Raw genomic sequence first — 14,447 nt, 5'->3', positions numbered from 1 at the left:
TAACTTCCGCTTAACGCGGGAGATGTCCGAGGTGGGAGACTGCGCGTCATGCGCACCGAGGTGATCACCATCCGTACCGGAGGCGAGCCCACCGTCGTGGACATCACGGACGAAGCCTCCCGTTTCGTGTCCGGGCAGGGCGACGGTCTGCTCAACGTCTTCGTCCCGCACGCCACCGCCGGCATCGCCGTCCTGGAGACCGGAGCCGGCTCCGACGACGACCTGCTCACCGCGCTCGACGACCTGCTGCCCACGGACGACCGCTGGCGGCACCGGCACGGCTCGCCCGGCCACGGCCGCGACCACGTGATGCCCGCGTTCGTGCCCCCGCACGCGACGCTGCCGGTGCTGGCCGGCCGGATCGCGCTCGGCACCTGGCAGTCGATCTGCCTGGTCGACCCGAACGGCGACAACCCGGAGCGCCAGATCAGGTTCTCCTTCCTGCCGGGCTGACCGACCTCGCGCCGCGCGGGCCGCCGGCCGGGGGAAACAGGAGCGCCAGCGCCACCGAGGCCGCCATCACCACACCCGCGGTCAGGAACACGGTGTCGATGGCGGAGACGAACGCCTGGAGCGCCGCCAGCCGATCCGCCGGCGGCAGCGCCGGGATCGCGGCCGGGTCCGTGGTCGGTGAGCCGGCCGCGAACCGCTGGACCAGGATCGTGCCGGACAGCGCGGCGCCGAGCGCGCCGCCCAGCGTCTGCGCGAACCGGATCGCGGTGGTGGCCACGCCCAGGTGCCGCGCGTCCACGGCCTGCTGCGTGATCGTGATCAGCCGGCCGACGACCTGCCCCAGCCCCGCGCCGAGCAGTGCCAGGACACCCCAGATCAGTGGGTACGGCGTGTCCGTGCCGAGCAGCCCGAACAGCGCGATCGCGACGGTCGTCGCGGTGAGGCCGCACAGCAGCGGGGCGCGGTCACCGGTCGCCGCCCGCCCGCCGGCGATCCCGGAGACGGTCATGCCCAGCGCCAGCGGGATCAGGTGCAAGCCCGAGGACCCCGCCGGTACGTCGCGCGCGACCTGGAGATACAGCAGTGTGTAGACGACCGCGCCGATCATGCCGAAGCCGACCAGCGCCTGCACCGGCATCGCCACCCGGAACGTCGGGTTCCGGAACAGCGACAGCGGCAGGATCGGCTCCGCGGCCGCGCGCTGACGCCACAGGAACAGCCCGAGCAGTGCCGCGGTCAGCGCGGCGAGCGCGAGAATCGGCCCGGACGTCCAGGCGTACCGGTCGCCGCCCCAGTCCGTGATCAGCAGCACCGCGCAGGCGAGCAGCGCGGCCAGCGCGGCACCGAGGTAGTCGATGCGGTGTGGCCGGTGCCGGGCGGACGTGGGCGCGGCCAGTGCGACCACGGCGAGGATCGCCAGCCCGAGCGGCACGTTCACATAGAAGATCCAGCGCCAGCCGAGGTGGTCGGCGAGCTGCCCACCGGCCAGCGGGCCGGCGACGAGTCCGACGCCGGCCACCAGCCCGCCGATGCCGGCGCCCCGGCCGGCGCGCTCGCCGGGCTCGGTGAGTTCCGCCATCAGCACCATGGTGACGCTCATCAGGCCACCGCCGCCGATCCCCTGGAGCGCGCGGAACGCGATCAGCCAGGCCATGTTCGTGGCCGCGCCGCAGAGCACGGAGCCGAGCAGGAAGACCGCGACGGCGGCCAGGAACACGCGCTTGGTGCCCGCCGTGTCGCAGAGCTTGCCGTAGAGCGGGAGCGCGGCGGCGGACGCCAGCGCGTACGCACTGACCAGCCACGGCAGTCGGTCGAGTCCGTGCGTGGGATCGAGGTCCGTGACGATCGGGAGGCTCGCCGCGGCCACGATGTTCTGGTCCAGGACGGCGAGGAGCACGGTGCAGAGCGCGGCCGCGAGCGTCAGCCGCCGCCGAAGGCGTGTCGTCATGAGCTTATGTTGGATCGAGTATAAGTTTATGACAAGTCAAAATTTATGCCTGGTATGTTTCCGGGCGTGGAGGGGCTGCGGGAGCGGAAGAAGCGGCAGACGCGGGCCGCGCTGATCCGCGCCGCGGTGGCCCTGTTCGTGGAGCGTGGCTTCGACGACGTCTCGGTCGCGGAGATCGCGGCGGCCGCCCAGGTGTCCAAGATGACCGTCTTCAACTACTTCCGCAGCAAGGAAGACATCGTCATGGCACCCGTCGAGGAGCACGCGGAGGAGTCCGCCCGGGCGGTCCGCGAGCGCCGCCCCGGCCAGTCCGCGGTGGACGCCCTGGAGGAGAACTTCCTGCGCGGCCTCGCCGAGCGCGAGCCGCCGACCGGGCTGAGCGACGCACCGTCCGTGATCGCGATCCAGCGGCTGATTCGTGAGACGCCGGCGCTACTGCAACGGCTGGCCGGCTTCTCCGCGCGGAACACCGGCGCGCTCGCGTCCGCGCTCGCCGAGGCGACCGGTGCCGCGCCGGACGACGTGCTCGCCCACACCGCGGCCGCGCAGCTCAACGCGGTCGCCCACGAGCTCGCCACGCGGAACGTGAGCCGGCTGGTGGCCGGGCTGAGCGCGGACGAGGCGTACCCGGTGGCGGTCGCGGAGGCGAGGGCCGCCTACGGCGTACTGCGCGACGGGCTCGGTGACTACGCGCGCTAACTTCGTGCCATGAGTCAGTGCGACCGCGGCGTGCCAGGAAGCGCCGCATGAGCGAACCGGTGATCACAGAGCCGGTCGACGCCGCGATCGTCGGCGTCACCGTCTACCCCGACCGTGCCCGCGTCACGCGCCGCGCCAGCGTGCGGCTGCCCGCCGGCGACCACACCGTCCCGGTCGGGCCGCTGCCGCAGACCGTCGACCCCGGTTCGGTGCGGGTCGGTGGGCACGGCGCCGCCACCGTGCTCGGCGTGGACGTGGCCACGTTCTACCGGCCGCGCAGCACGGACCCGGAGGTGACCGCGCTGGAGGAGCGGCGCCGGTCGCTGGAGACCGCGCTGCGCGAGCTCGACGACGACGCCGCGATCGAGAAGGAGCGCACGGAGTTCCTGCACGAGCTGGGGCGCCGGGCCGGCACCAGCTACGCCAAGGCACTGGCCGAGGGCACCGCCGCGCCCGGCGCGATCGCGGCCTTCGGCGACTCGCTGGCCGAGCAGCTGGCGGCCGGCAAGGCGCGGCAGCGTGACGCGGCCCGGCGCCGCGAGTCGCTGGACGAGGAGCTGTCCGCGGTGCACCGGGAACTCGCCGCGCGCTACGCCACGGCGTCGCCGGACCGGCTGGTGGCCATGGTGGCGCTGGAGATGGCGCACACCGGCGAGGTCGAGCTGGAGCTGTCCTACGTGGCGACCGGCGCGTCCTGGGAGTCCAGCTACGACGTACGGCTGGACGAGCGCGGCGACACGCTCACGCTGACCTGGTTCGGGCTGGTGTCACAGCACACCGGCGAGGACTGGCCGGAGACCGAGCTGCGGCTGTCCACCGCCCGCCCGGCGAGCCTGGTCAGCGTGCCCGACCTGGACCCGTGGTTCCTGGACCGGCGGCGCCCGGCGCCGATGCCCCGGCCGGTGCCGCCGCCCGCGCCCGCCTACGGCGCGGCCTTCGCCATGGAGGCGGCGGACGACGGGCCGGTCGCGGTCCCCGCGGGCGGGGCCCCGCCGCCGTTGCGGCGCGCGAAGGTGGCCGAGGCGGTCGCCACCGTGGAGCAGGGCACGGCCGCGGCCACCTACCGCCCGGCGCGCCCGGTCGCGGTGCCGGCGGACGGGACCGCGCACCGGGCCGTGGTGGCCTCGATGGAGCTGCCGGCCCGGCTCGACCACGTGACCGCGCCGGTCCGGGACACCAGCGCGTACCTGCGGGCCACCGTGACGAACACCGGCGAGCACACGCTGCTGCCCGGCCCGGCCGCGGTCTTCCACGGCGGGGACTTCGTCGGGCGTACCCACCTGAGGCCCTGGGCGCCCGGTGAGGAACTGGAGCTGGCGCTCGGCGTCGACGACCGGGTACGGGTGGAGCGCCAGCAGACCCGGCGCACCGCGTCCAAGGCCGCGCTCTCCGCCACCCGCCGGCACGAGGCGGAGTACACGATCACGATCGCCAACCACTCGCCGCGTGAGGCGCAGGTCACGGTGCTGGATCAGCTGCCGCTCTCCCGCGACGAGGCGATCTCGGTACGCGAGACCCGGCTCGACCCGGCACCGGCCGAGCGCACCGAGATGGGCGAGCTGACCTGGCGCTTGCGCGTGCCGGCCGGCGAGAGCCGCACGGTGGTGCTCGGCTTCCGCGCGGAGGTGGGCAAGGGCGTCGAGGTGGCCGGGTGGCGTGAGTGAACGCTCTCCATCGGACCGCTGGAGTGGCCCCGGGCGGTACGGGTCGGTAATGCTTTCGGGGTGACCACCCCTCAAGATCTCGACGAGCGGTTCCGGGAGGCGGTCGGCGCGCTGACCAAGCCGGACGAGCGGCGGACGTCCGCCGACCCCGTCCGGGACGGCAGCGGGTTGACCGGCGCCCGGGCGCTCGAACTCTTCGACGCCCAGCTGACCAGCCGCCACCTCGACCTGGCCTCGCGCTGGCTGCGCAGCTTCGGCGAGGGGTTCTACACGATCGGCTCGTCCGGTCACGAGGGCAACGCCGCGGTCGCGGCCGCCGTCCGGCACACCGACCCGGCGCTGCTGCACTACCGCTCCGGCGGCTTCTACTGCGCCCGCGCGGTGCAGGCGGCCGGGGGCGAGTCCCCGCTCGGCGACGGGCCCCGGCACGCCGCGGCCGAGCACGACGACGGGGTGTCGCTGGCCGAGGCCGCGCGGGACGTGCTGCGCGGCGTCATCGCGTCCAGCCGGGAGCCGATCGCGGGCGGCCGGCACAAGGTCTTCGGCAACGCGGCGCTGCACGTCGTGCCGACCACGTCCACGGTCGCGTCGCACCTGCCCCGCGCGGTCGGCGCGGCCGTGGCGATCGAGCATGCGCGGCACCTGGCGTCCGCCGAGCGCCCCGGCCCGGCCCGGCCGCAGCCGGTCTCGCCGTGGCCGCGGGACGCGATCGTGGTCGCCTCGTTCGGCGACGCGTCCGTCAACCACGCCGCCGCGCAGGCCGCGTTCAACACGGCCGGCTGGTCCGACCACTCCGGCTCCAAGGTGCCGCTGCTGCTGGTCTGCGAGGACAACGGGCTCGGCATCAGCGTGCCGTCGCCGGAGGGCTGGGTGGCGGCGCTGCTCTCCTCCCGGCCGGGCATCCGGTACTTCCACGCGGACGGCTGCGACCTGGCCGCCGCGTACGACGCCGCCGCCGAGGCCGCGGCGTACGTGCGTACCGAGCGCCGCCCGGCCGTGCTGCACCTGGAGCTGGTCCGGCTGATGGGCCACGCGGGCGCGGACGTGGAGACCGCCTACCGCACCCCCGCCGAACTGGCCGCGGACCTGGACCGGGACCCGCTGGTCGCCACCGCGCGGCTGCTGGTCGAGGCCGGACTGGCCGGGCCCGCGGAGCTGATCGGACGGTACGACGAGATCGGCTGGCTGGTCCGCAAGGTCGCGGAGGAGGTGCTCGGCGAGTCCAAGCTCGCCACCGCGGCCGAGGTGATGGCGCCGATCGCGCCGCGCCGGCCGGTCCGGGTGGCGCACGCGATCACGGAGGCGGCCTCGTTCGCGACCGGCCCGGGCGCGGCGGCGCGGGCGGCGGCGCTGGACCGGCTGCCGGAGACGCGCGGGCCGCTCACTCTCGCGCAGACCATCAACGCGACGCTGGCCGATGCCGCGCTCACGTACCCCGGCATGATCGTTTTTGGTGAGGACGTGGCCGCCAAGGGCGGCGTGTACGGCGTGACCAAGGGCCTGGCCGATCGCTTCGGCCGGGACCGGGTGCTGGACACGCTGCTGGACGAGACGTCGATCCTCGGCCTGGGGCTCGGCGCCGGGCTGGCCGGCCTGCTCCCGGTCCCGGAGATCCAATACCTCGCCTACCTGCACAACGCGGAGGACCAGCTCCGGGGCGAGGCCGCCACCATGCAGTTCTTCAGCCGCGGCGCCTACCGGAACCCGATGGTGGTGCGCATCGCCGGGCTCGGCTACCAGGAGGGGTTCGGCGGCCACTTCCACAACGACAACTCGCTGGCCGTGCTCCGCGACATCCCGGGCCTGGTGGTGGCCGTGCCGTCCCGCGCGGAGGACGCGGCGCCGATGCTGCGCACCTGCCTGGCGTCCGCGCAGACCGACGGCTCCGTGGTCGCGGTGGTCGAGCCGATCGCGCTCTACCACACGCGCGACCTCTACGCGGACGGCGACGGCGAGTGGCTGGCGCCCTACACCGCCCCGTCCGGGTGGAACGCGGCGCACGTCCCGATCGGGCGCGCCCGCGTCTACCCACTCGGCTCCGCGGAGGATCTGACGATCCTCACGTTCGGCAACGGGGTACGCATGTCGCTGCGCGTCGGCGCCCGGCTCGCCGCGGCCGGCTACGGCGTCCGCGTGGTGGATCTGCGCTGGCTGGCGCCCCTGCCGGTGGCCGACATCATCCGCGAGTCCGCCGCCACCGGCCGGGTCCTGATCGTGGACGAGACCCGGCGCTCCGGCGGCGTCGGCGAGGGCGTGCTGGCCGCGCTGGTGGACGCCGGATTCGTCGGAGCGGCCCGGCGCGTCGCGTCCGTCGACTCGTTCATCCCGCTCGGCCCGGCCGCCCGCCAGGTGCTCGTTTCCGAGGACTCCATCGCCCAAGGTGCCCAGGCCCTGCTCGCCCCGTGACACTATGTATCCCGATGAGCTGGATCGTCACGAGTAACCAACCGGACGCAACATCTCGCCGAAGGCTCGGTGTGCCACTTGCGTCCGGGCCGGTAACTGTGTGGACTACCGGTCATCGGGTTTCGGGGGAGACCCCGGTATCGGGAGACCTCAGTGCCGCCGACCGGCGGCCGGGGATGAGCAGGAGACAAGGAGGCACTCAACAGTGAGCGCGACCGCTGGTCAGGCCGCCGACGGCGTACGGAGCCTGGCGGACCGGTTCGGCATCGAACCGGGCATGGTGGTCATGGAGATGGGGTACGACGAGGACGTCGACCATGATCTCCGCGACGCCCTGGCCGACCGTAGTGGCAACGACCTGGTCGACGAGGACACCGACGAGGTCGTCGACGTGGCGCTGGTCTGGTTCCGCGACGGCGATGGTGACCTGTTCGAGCTGCTCACCGATGCGCTCGGCCCGCTGGCCGACGCCGGTACGGTGTGGCTGCTGACGCCCAAGGCGGGCAGGGACGGCCACGTCGAGCCGAGTGAGATCAGCGAATCGGCACCGACCGCTGGTCTGACCCAGACCTCGACGGTGAACGCGGGCAAGGACTGGACCGCCGCGCGGCTCGTTACGCCGCGTGCCGTCCGGGCCAAGAAATAACAAGCTTGCCGGCCGCTGCTCGCGAGCGGCCGGATGGTTTCACCGTCGCGGCGGCACCGGGCCCGTGCCGCCGCGGCTCAGCATGTCCAGCGACGGGAGGTCGGCGGCCGTGATCCAGGTGGGGGAGACGGCACCCGACTTCCTGCTCCGCGACCAGAACAACCAGGAGATCGGGCTCTCGTCGTACCGCGGCGGCCGGGCGGTCCTGCTGGTCTTCTACCCGCTGGCGTTCACCAACACCTGCCAGGGCGAGTTCCACGAACTACAGTCCCGGCTGGACGAGTACCAGAACGACACCGTTCAGGTCCTGACCGTCAGCGTCGACTCGATCTTCAGCCACCGCGTCTGGGCCGACCGTGAGGGCTTCACCTTCCCCCTGCTCGCCGACTTCTGGCCGCACGGCCAGGTCGCCCGCACCTACGGCGTCCTGGACGAACAACGCGGCACCGCCGAACGCGGCACCTTCATCATCGACCCCACCGGCACCGTCCGCTTCGCCGAACTCCAAGACCGCGCCCGCCCCCGCGACCAATCCGCCTGGCGCGCGGCCCTGGCCTCACTCCGCCTCTGACCCACTTGCAGGGTAGGCTGACGCAAGTTCCGGGCGCATAGCTCAGCGGGAGAGCATTCGCCTTACAAGCGAAGGGTCGCAGGTTCGATCCCTGCTGCGCCCACCGGCTGACCAGCACAAGGGCGGGCCGCGACAATCGTCGCGACCCGCCCGGTCTCATTTCTGGTCTCAGTTGTGACCCGGTGGTCTCATTCCGGTGCCCAGAGCAGGCCGGCCACCTGTCCGGCGACGCCGTCGATGAGCTGTGGCGTGAGGTGCTGGTACCGCGTGCTCATCGACATCTGCGACCAGCCCATGATCTCCATGACGGCCCGCACCGGCACGCCGAGCACGAGCAGCATCGTCGCCGCCGTGTGCCGGGCATCGTGCAGCCGCGCGTCCCGCATACCGGCCTCCTTCAGTAGTGCCTTCCAAGCGTCGTGATCGGCACGGGGATCAATCGGGCGGCCGTTCTCCTGGGTGAATACCCAGTCGCCTTCCTCCCAGAGATCCGCCGCCTTCTCGCGTTCTTTCTTCTGTGCCTCCCGGTGCTCCCTCAGCGCCTTGATCAGCGGCGCCGGGATACCCACACCCCGGCGGCCGGCGCGGGACTTCACGTCGACCTCTCGGAGGCCCCCGCCGTGTCGATCCGGGCAACTACTCGCGTGCCGGGTGCAGGTCGGCGGGCACGGGGGAGGGCACGCCCGCTGATGCCGGCGACAGTCCTTCGGGCAGGGCTCCCGCTTGTGGCGCGCCGCGCCACAAGCCCGAGGATCGCCGCAACCGTGCTCCCATCGGTGCCGCTGGAGCTGCTTCGGTGTACGAAGCAGTCCGCGCTCCAGGTCGATTCGGCGCCACTTGAGGCCCAGCGCCTCACCCTTGCGGAGGCCCAGCGCGAGCGCCAAGGCGAAGCGAACGCCGTTCCGACGCGTCGCGGCCACAGCGAGCAGGCGTTGCGCCTCCTCGACGGTGAACGGCTCGATCTCGTGCTCATCGAGCCGTGGAGCCTTCGCGAGCGACGCGGCGTTGCGGTTGAGATGGCCACGGCGTACCGCGACGTTGAGCGCCGTCCTCAGCGTGCGGTGGATGTGGTGGACGGTGCCGGGAGCGTGTCCGTCGCGGCGAAGCTTGGCGTACAGCTTCTCCACGTGCTCCGGCGACAATCGCTCGATCCGATGAGCCCCCAGACCGGGGATGAGGTGCCGATAGACGGCGGTACGGTAGCCGGCGAGCGTGGTCGGGCGGACCGATGGCGCCGCGATCGTCTCGACCCAGTGCGCCAACCAGGAGCCGATCGTGTAGCGCTGCCCGGCCGTGCGAACCGTGCCCTGGTCCCGGTCCCGCTCCAACTGCCGAACCTTCTTCGTGACCTCGGCCTCGGTCCTGCCCCGGACGTGCCGGCGATCGGGCTTGCCGTCGTCCTTCACCCCGACCGTGACGCGGCCGTGCCACGATCCGTCGCTGCCCTGATAGATGCTGGATGCGCCGTTCGGCTTGCGCTTTCCCATGCTGGCACCCCTTTCAGGCCGCGGTGTGGGGTGGGTCGGTGTCGAGCAGGTGATCGACGTACTCGGCGAGACAGCGGACGGGGACGCGGCGGAGCCGGCCGATCGTGACGGAGCGGATTTCGCCGTTCATCACGAGCGCGTACATGGTGGTTCGACCGATGCCGAGCCGCTGGGCCGCTTCCTCGACGGTCAGCACGACTCGGTCGTCGGCGACATGCACGCGCTCCTCCTGGTGGTCGAACGCAGAGATGGAGTGGGGCAGCTTGGTCGTTCGCACGGTTACGGCCTCCCGGTCTGAGGAGTCGCTGCCTTCGTAACAGCCTGGGTAGTTGGCGGTCGGTCGCTTCGACCGGCCGAGCAGAAAGACGGGCCAGCCCCGTTCGGTAGCGGTGAGCACCGCCCGTACGGTCGTTCCGTTCACCGCGAAAGTCCTTTCAAGGTTGCGGATTAATGCCGTGGTGCGGGCCGCCGGCGCGCGGCCACGTCGGCTGCAAGGTGTCGAAGGTGGGGAAGAAGCGCGATCAGCTGCCGCCGCGCGGCGGCTTTGCTGTCGGCGAGCGGGATTCGTAAGCGGATCTCCGCACATGTCCCGCCGTCTTCGTCGGTGCCCCGGCGCAGCTCGACGAGCCCAAGCCCGTCGCCCAGGTCGATGCGGAGCGCTCGTTGGTGCTTCGCCATGACGGGCCGCCCGCTCAGCTCGCGCCGTCGCGGTAGAGCCGCGCGGCTCGGTTGATCGCGCGGGTGCCGGTCCGCACGCGGAGCCCGGTGCCGTCGCACCGCCGGCACGCCCGGCTGACTCGGCCGTACTGGCGCCGCGCCCGGCCGGTGCCCCGGCAGACACGACACCGCCCGAACGGGCTGATCCGGCAGAAGCCGAAGTAACCGATGGTGACGAGGACAGGGATTGTGCAGAGCAGGGTCTCTAGCAGGTGAGAGGGGTGCACGAGCGCCTCCGTTGCCGGTTTCAGGGCGTGCGAGGGGAGAGCCGCTAGGTTGCTAGCGTCCTGGTAGATGGGGTTAGAGCCTGCTAGCGGAGGTGCTAGGTCTAGCGGCCCGCGGGTACTAGACCTAGCACCACAAGCGGCCTATCCGGCGTCTCGTCGCCGGTTACGTTCCGCGATGGCCGCGAGGAGCTGCGCTCTCTCGAACCCGCGCCGGTTCGCGCCGAGCCCGGTGCTTCGGTCGGTCCCCCAGACCTGGCGGACCTTGACCCGGTACGGCTTGAGCGCCACCGTCACCTGTTCGCTGTCCCAGCCCGCGTAGGCATCCGGCCGCAACTGCGCCAGCCGCGCCGCGACGGTCTCGCACCAGACTTTCGTCTCGCCGCTCAGCACCACGGCCGCGATGTCGTCGAGCACCGAGACGGAGGCGACGGCCGCCGGCGCGAACTCCTCGCCGAGCGCGTGCCCGGTGATCCGCCCCGCGTTCTCCCGCAGCGCCCGCGCCCGCCGCACCACCACCTCGGCCGCCGGCCCGTCGACGTTGTAGGTCCGGGTGATCTGCGGCTCGTCGCCTTCCCCGGCGAGATACCCGATCCCGAGGTCGCGCCGGCTGAACATGGTCGCCCGCAGGCCGTTGCGATACGCGCTGGTCCCGAGCACCATGTCGTTCTCCATCTGCCCCATGACCTTGAGGCAGAACCGCAGCACCGCGTTGCCCGAGATCCCTGTGGGCAGCGACTTCGCGTCGGGCCGCTGCGTGGCGAACACCGCGATGATCCCCGCCGCCGGCCCGCGCCGGACCAGGTCCTCCGCGATCTCCCGCAGTTCCTCGCCATACTCGGAGTGCTCGAACCACCGTTGGGGTTCGTCCACCACGATCAAGATCGGATGCAGCCGGTACGCCGTGCGCGCGGCCAGCTCCGGCGTGATCTTCGATTCGGGGCACAGCTCCCGCGGCAACTCCCGCAGGACCCGCGCCCGCCGCGCCAGCTCCGCCGACAGCTCCCGCATGTCCGCCAGCCCATACGCGACATCGTCGTCATCGGACCCGGCGCGGTAGCGATGGCAGACCGGCTCGACCGGGGCCAGGTCTCCCATGCCCTTCAGGTCGTACGCGTGGATCTCCGCGAGCACGTCGAGCGCCGCCGCGAGCAACAGCAGCCGCGCGGCCACCGTCTTGCCCATCCGCGGAATCGACCCGATCACCATCGAGGCGAACATCAGCGTCACCCCGACCGGCTGCCCTCGCTGGTCGGTTCCGAAAGGCACCGGCCGGAACAGGCTCGCCGTCCCATCCTTCAGCAGCGGCCACGCCGGCTGCTCGGCCTTCGACAGATCCTCGTCTCCGACCCACAGCACCAGCCGGCCCGGGTGCACTTCAACGTTGCCCTCCGGCCACACGCACCCGAGCGGCCGGCTCAGCGCGGACGCCAGCTCCTTCCGCTTCTCCACGACCTGGTCAACCGTGACCCCCGGCGGCAGATCGACGACGGCGCGCCATCCGGGACCGTCCCGGCTGATCGGCTCCGCGAACCGGATCGCGTCCTGAAGCCCACGACGGGAGATCGCCTGATTGATGCCCGCGACACCGATCGCGCCGAGCGCGGAGAGGACCACATCGGAGGTGAGGTTCGGCGCCCGCGTCGTCGAGACCGCGGTGTCGACGAGCGGCCGGTCCGCCGGCGTGCCCGCCACGCCGAGCACCGCCACCACGGCGACGAGCACCGCATACCAGGCGGCTTCCGTCCCGGCGACCACCAGCAGCCCGGCCGTAGCCGTCCCGCCGACTACGAACGCGACCAGTAACGCGGTCCGGAGCCGTACCCGCGCGTCCCGCTGCCGGGACAGCTTCAGGTACTCCTCCGCATTCTCCCGGCGCACCGCCGCCGCCCGCACCGGAGCGCCCTCCGCGTCGGCCACCCACCGGGCCGTGCCGGCGACGAGCCGGACCGCGCCGCGCGGCGCCCGGACGACGAGTTTCGCCGCGTACTTCGGGCTGCGCGTCAGGTGGTAGGCCCAGACGTGGGTGTAGTACGCGACCACCCACCGCGCCTGGATCTTCAGTTCCGTGCGGGACCGCGCCCACGCCGGGATGATCGGCCGGCGCTTCGCCGCCCGCAGACCGGCCGCGCTCCATCGCTGCGGCGCCAGCGCTTCCGGCGTATCGACCGGCGGCGGCCCGCCGGTCAGCTCGGCTTCGTGCCGAGCCCAATCGAAGTCATCTGGGCTTGTCATGATGGTCTCCTCCGCAGAGGTCTCTTCGAGGGCTGACGAGGAGGCCGGGGCGCGGCCGGAGGTTTGCGAGGCCGAATGGCCGCGCCCCGGGCGGAGCTACCGTTCGAGGTCGTCGGTAACCTCGCCGAACTCATCCGTGATCACGGCCGCGAGATCGTCGTACGCGCCGTCGTCGAACGCCGACACGAAGTCGGACGGCCCGACCGGCAACGCGGTGTCGATCTCCTCGCCGTCACCCGTGACGACCACCAGCTCGTACGGCGTGACGTACACGTCGCTGATGTTCGGCACGACGCTGCTGAGGTAGATCGCGATCGGGCAGGCCCGCCCGTCGCTGCGAAGACCGGTCCATCCGCCTGCGGCCAGGAACTCCGCGACGTCGTTCGTGGTCTCGCCCAGCGCTTCGAGCGCGAAGGCGAGGTGTCGTGCGGTCGCACTCATCCGAGAGGTCTCCTTCATGCGGCTTCGATCACGGGGGTACGCAGATGCCGGCGCACCGTCCGATCGGTGACCCCGACCCGCCGCGCGATCTCGACCGCACTCATGTCGGGATGGCGCTCGCGCAGCCGGGCGACCGCGGACGCGGTGTCCCGCTTGCGCTTCGGCTTCCGAACCACGGCGGGCTCCGGCCGGTGCGCGGTGTCCGGACTTTCGTCGTCGCTGTCGCCGACGGTTTCGGGCTGCGGCTCCTCGCCCGCATCCGGCGCGAACGCCGTACCGATGTCCGGGCTCGTGTCCGTTGTTGTGTCCGTCTTTTCCGGGGCTGGTGCCGGACTTTCCTCGGGTGGTGACGCGGCTTCGGGGAGAGGTGCCGTGGCCGCTTGGATGCGGCCGGAGAGTTCGACCAGGCAGACGGACGCGACGACGACCAGCCCGTCAACCGAGATCGGGATCAGGTACGGCGCCGCGCCGTCCTCGCCGTAGCGGGCCGCGACACCCGCCATGTGCCAGTACGACACCCACGCCGCGATCCCCGCGATCAGGGCCGTCGCCGCCATGCGCACCACCGCGAGCCCGCGCCGATGCACCGGCACCCGGGAGATCAGCTCGACGGTGAGCAGCAGCGCGAGCGGCGGCCACGCCGCGATGGCCTGCGAGATCGGGTTCGGCTCGGCGTGCAGGACGTTCGCCGCGACTGAAGTCGCGACGCCGAGCGCCAGCGCGCCCCGCACGCCCCACCGCAGCCGGACCAACTGGTTGTACGTCACTCGCTACCACCCAGCGAGTTCCCGATCGCGGTCATGCCCGACCGGACACCGTCGACCAGCGCATGCGCCGGTTTCGTCAGCACCCCGTTCGACCCGGCGACGACCAGGCCGAGCATGAACGCGCACAGCGCCGCACACACGATCCGACCACGCGTCCTGCGATCGGTGACGAGCACCGCGAGCAGCCCGAGCAGGATGAGGGAGAAGATTCCGAGACTCATCGGAGCCTCCAATCCGGTTCGATGCCACGAAAGCCCGTGGCCGGGCAAGGTCAGTGAGGTCCGCGTGGACCTGCGGTGGCACGCCGCCCGGCCGGACGACTCGGTCAGCCGGGCGACCAGAACGGCCGCCTCGTGCAGCACCCGGCGCTCGGCGAGCCGCAGCCGGCGCCACTCGTTCGCGGACGGCGACGGCTCCGCCGTCAACACCCGGATCTCCGCCGCGACGAGTTCCATCTCGGCCTGGATCAGCGGCCACTCCCGCTCGATCGCGTTCAGGCTCTCCGCCGCCGGCCCCGGCTCGTCCGGGTCGAAGCGCTGCTTGCTGGTGCTCATGAACGTGGTTCCTCTCAGACGAAGTCGATGGAACGGCACCGCACCACGAATACAACGTGGCGTTGTATTCGATGCCGCGGACGCTACAGCTTGACGTTGTATTGGTCAATCGACGATTGCCTACCCGCTCACGCGG

13 protein-coding genes and 1 tRNA gene are annotated in these 14,447 nt (G+C 72.1%); 7 read left to right on the top strand and 7 right to left on the bottom strand.

Annotated features, from left to right (window positions below; genetic code table 11):
• The first annotated feature begins 48 nt into the window (after window positions 1–48).
• Window positions 49–453, top strand: coding sequence for a YjbQ family protein (locus J2S41_RS25825; protein ID WP_310371291.1), 405 nt, complete (start codon window positions 49–51; stop codon window positions 451–453).
• Here the strand turns inward: J2S41_RS25825 and J2S41_RS25820 are convergent.
• Entirely contained in the window at window positions 428–1,900 is a 1,473-nt protein-coding gene (locus J2S41_RS25820) for an MFS transporter (protein WP_310371289.1), read from the bottom strand. The genes J2S41_RS25825 and J2S41_RS25820 overlap by 26 nt on opposite strands.
• A gap of 66 nt (window positions 1,901–1,966) precedes the next feature.
• On the opposite strand from J2S41_RS25820, the gene J2S41_RS25815 reads away from it, so the two are divergent.
• The 6 genes from J2S41_RS25815 (at window position 1,967) to J2S41_RS25790 (ending at window position 7,989) form a co-directional block, all read left to right on the top strand.
• Window positions 1,967–2,599, top strand: a complete 633-nt coding sequence (locus J2S41_RS25815; RefSeq protein ID WP_310371287.1) for a TetR/AcrR family transcriptional regulator — start codon at window positions 1,967–1,969, stop codon at window positions 2,597–2,599.
• Window positions 2,600–2,646: 47 nt separating this feature from the next.
• On the top strand, window positions 2,647–4,263 hold the full coding sequence (locus J2S41_RS25810) for a mucoidy inhibitor MuiA family protein (RefSeq protein ID WP_310371285.1): 1,617 nt from the start codon (window positions 2,647–2,649) through the stop codon (window positions 4,261–4,263).
• A 60-nt stretch (window positions 4,264–4,323) separates the two neighbouring features.
• Window positions 4,324–6,669 carry a thiamine pyrophosphate-dependent enzyme gene (locus J2S41_RS25805; protein WP_310371284.1) on the top strand — a complete coding sequence of 782 codons (2,346 nt, stop codon included), beginning with the start codon at window positions 4,324–4,326 and terminating at the stop codon, window positions 6,667–6,669.
• 205 nt (window positions 6,670–6,874) lie between these two features.
• Window positions 6,875–7,315 (top strand): DUF3052 domain-containing protein, encoded by a 441-nt coding sequence (locus J2S41_RS25800; protein ID WP_307239136.1) that lies wholly within the window; start codon window positions 6,875–6,877, stop codon window positions 7,313–7,315.
• A 109-nt stretch (window positions 7,316–7,424) separates the two neighbouring features.
• Window positions 7,425–7,886, top strand: a complete 462-nt coding sequence (locus J2S41_RS25795) for a peroxiredoxin (protein ID WP_310371279.1) — start codon at window positions 7,425–7,427, stop codon at window positions 7,884–7,886.
• Between the two features lie 31 nt (window positions 7,887–7,917).
• Window positions 7,918–7,989: transfer RNA gene (locus tag J2S41_RS25790), tRNA-Val, on the top strand.
• A gap of 85 nt (window positions 7,990–8,074) precedes the next feature.
• Here J2S41_RS25790 and J2S41_RS25785 read toward each other — a convergent pair.
• The 6 genes from J2S41_RS25785 to J2S41_RS25760 form a co-directional block, all read right to left on the bottom strand.
• On the bottom strand, window positions 8,075–9,373 hold the full coding sequence (locus tag J2S41_RS25785; protein WP_310371277.1) for a tyrosine-type recombinase/integrase: 1,299 nt from the start codon (window positions 9,371–9,373) through the stop codon (window positions 8,075–8,077).
• A 13-nt stretch (window positions 9,374–9,386) separates the two neighbouring features.
• Window positions 9,387–9,794 carry a helix-turn-helix domain-containing protein gene (locus tag J2S41_RS25780; RefSeq protein WP_310371275.1) on the bottom strand — a complete coding sequence of 136 codons (408 nt, stop codon included), beginning with the start codon at window positions 9,792–9,794 and terminating at the stop codon, window positions 9,387–9,389.
• A 664-nt stretch (window positions 9,795–10,458) separates the two neighbouring features.
• Window positions 10,459–12,549, bottom strand: coding sequence for an ATP-binding protein (locus J2S41_RS25775; protein WP_310371273.1), 2,091 nt, complete (start codon window positions 12,547–12,549; stop codon window positions 10,459–10,461).
• Between the two features lie 96 nt (window positions 12,550–12,645).
• On the bottom strand, window positions 12,646–12,990 hold the full coding sequence (locus J2S41_RS25770) for a hypothetical protein (protein ID WP_310371272.1): 345 nt from the start codon (window positions 12,988–12,990) through the stop codon (window positions 12,646–12,648).
• A gap of 14 nt (window positions 12,991–13,004) precedes the next feature.
• The gene (locus J2S41_RS25765) at window positions 13,005–13,757 is read right to left on the bottom strand and encodes a DUF2637 domain-containing protein (RefSeq protein ID WP_310371269.1); all 753 of its coding nucleotides are present in this window, start codon (window positions 13,755–13,757) and stop codon (window positions 13,005–13,007) included.
• Window positions 13,754–14,311 carry a DUF6284 family protein gene (locus J2S41_RS25760; protein WP_310371267.1) on the bottom strand — a complete coding sequence of 186 codons (558 nt, stop codon included), beginning with the start codon at window positions 14,309–14,311 and terminating at the stop codon, window positions 13,754–13,756. Before J2S41_RS25760 ends, J2S41_RS25765 begins: the two co-directional genes overlap by 4 nt.
• Between the last annotated feature and the right edge of the window lie 136 nt (window positions 14,312–14,447).

Source organism: Catenuloplanes atrovinosus (genome assembly GCF_031458235.1).
Classification (GTDB): Bacteria; Actinomycetota; Actinomycetes; order Mycobacteriales; family Micromonosporaceae; genus Catenuloplanes; species Catenuloplanes atrovinosus.
Note: the sequence above shows the minus strand (reverse complement) of the source record. Positions and strands in the feature narration are given on the sequence as shown.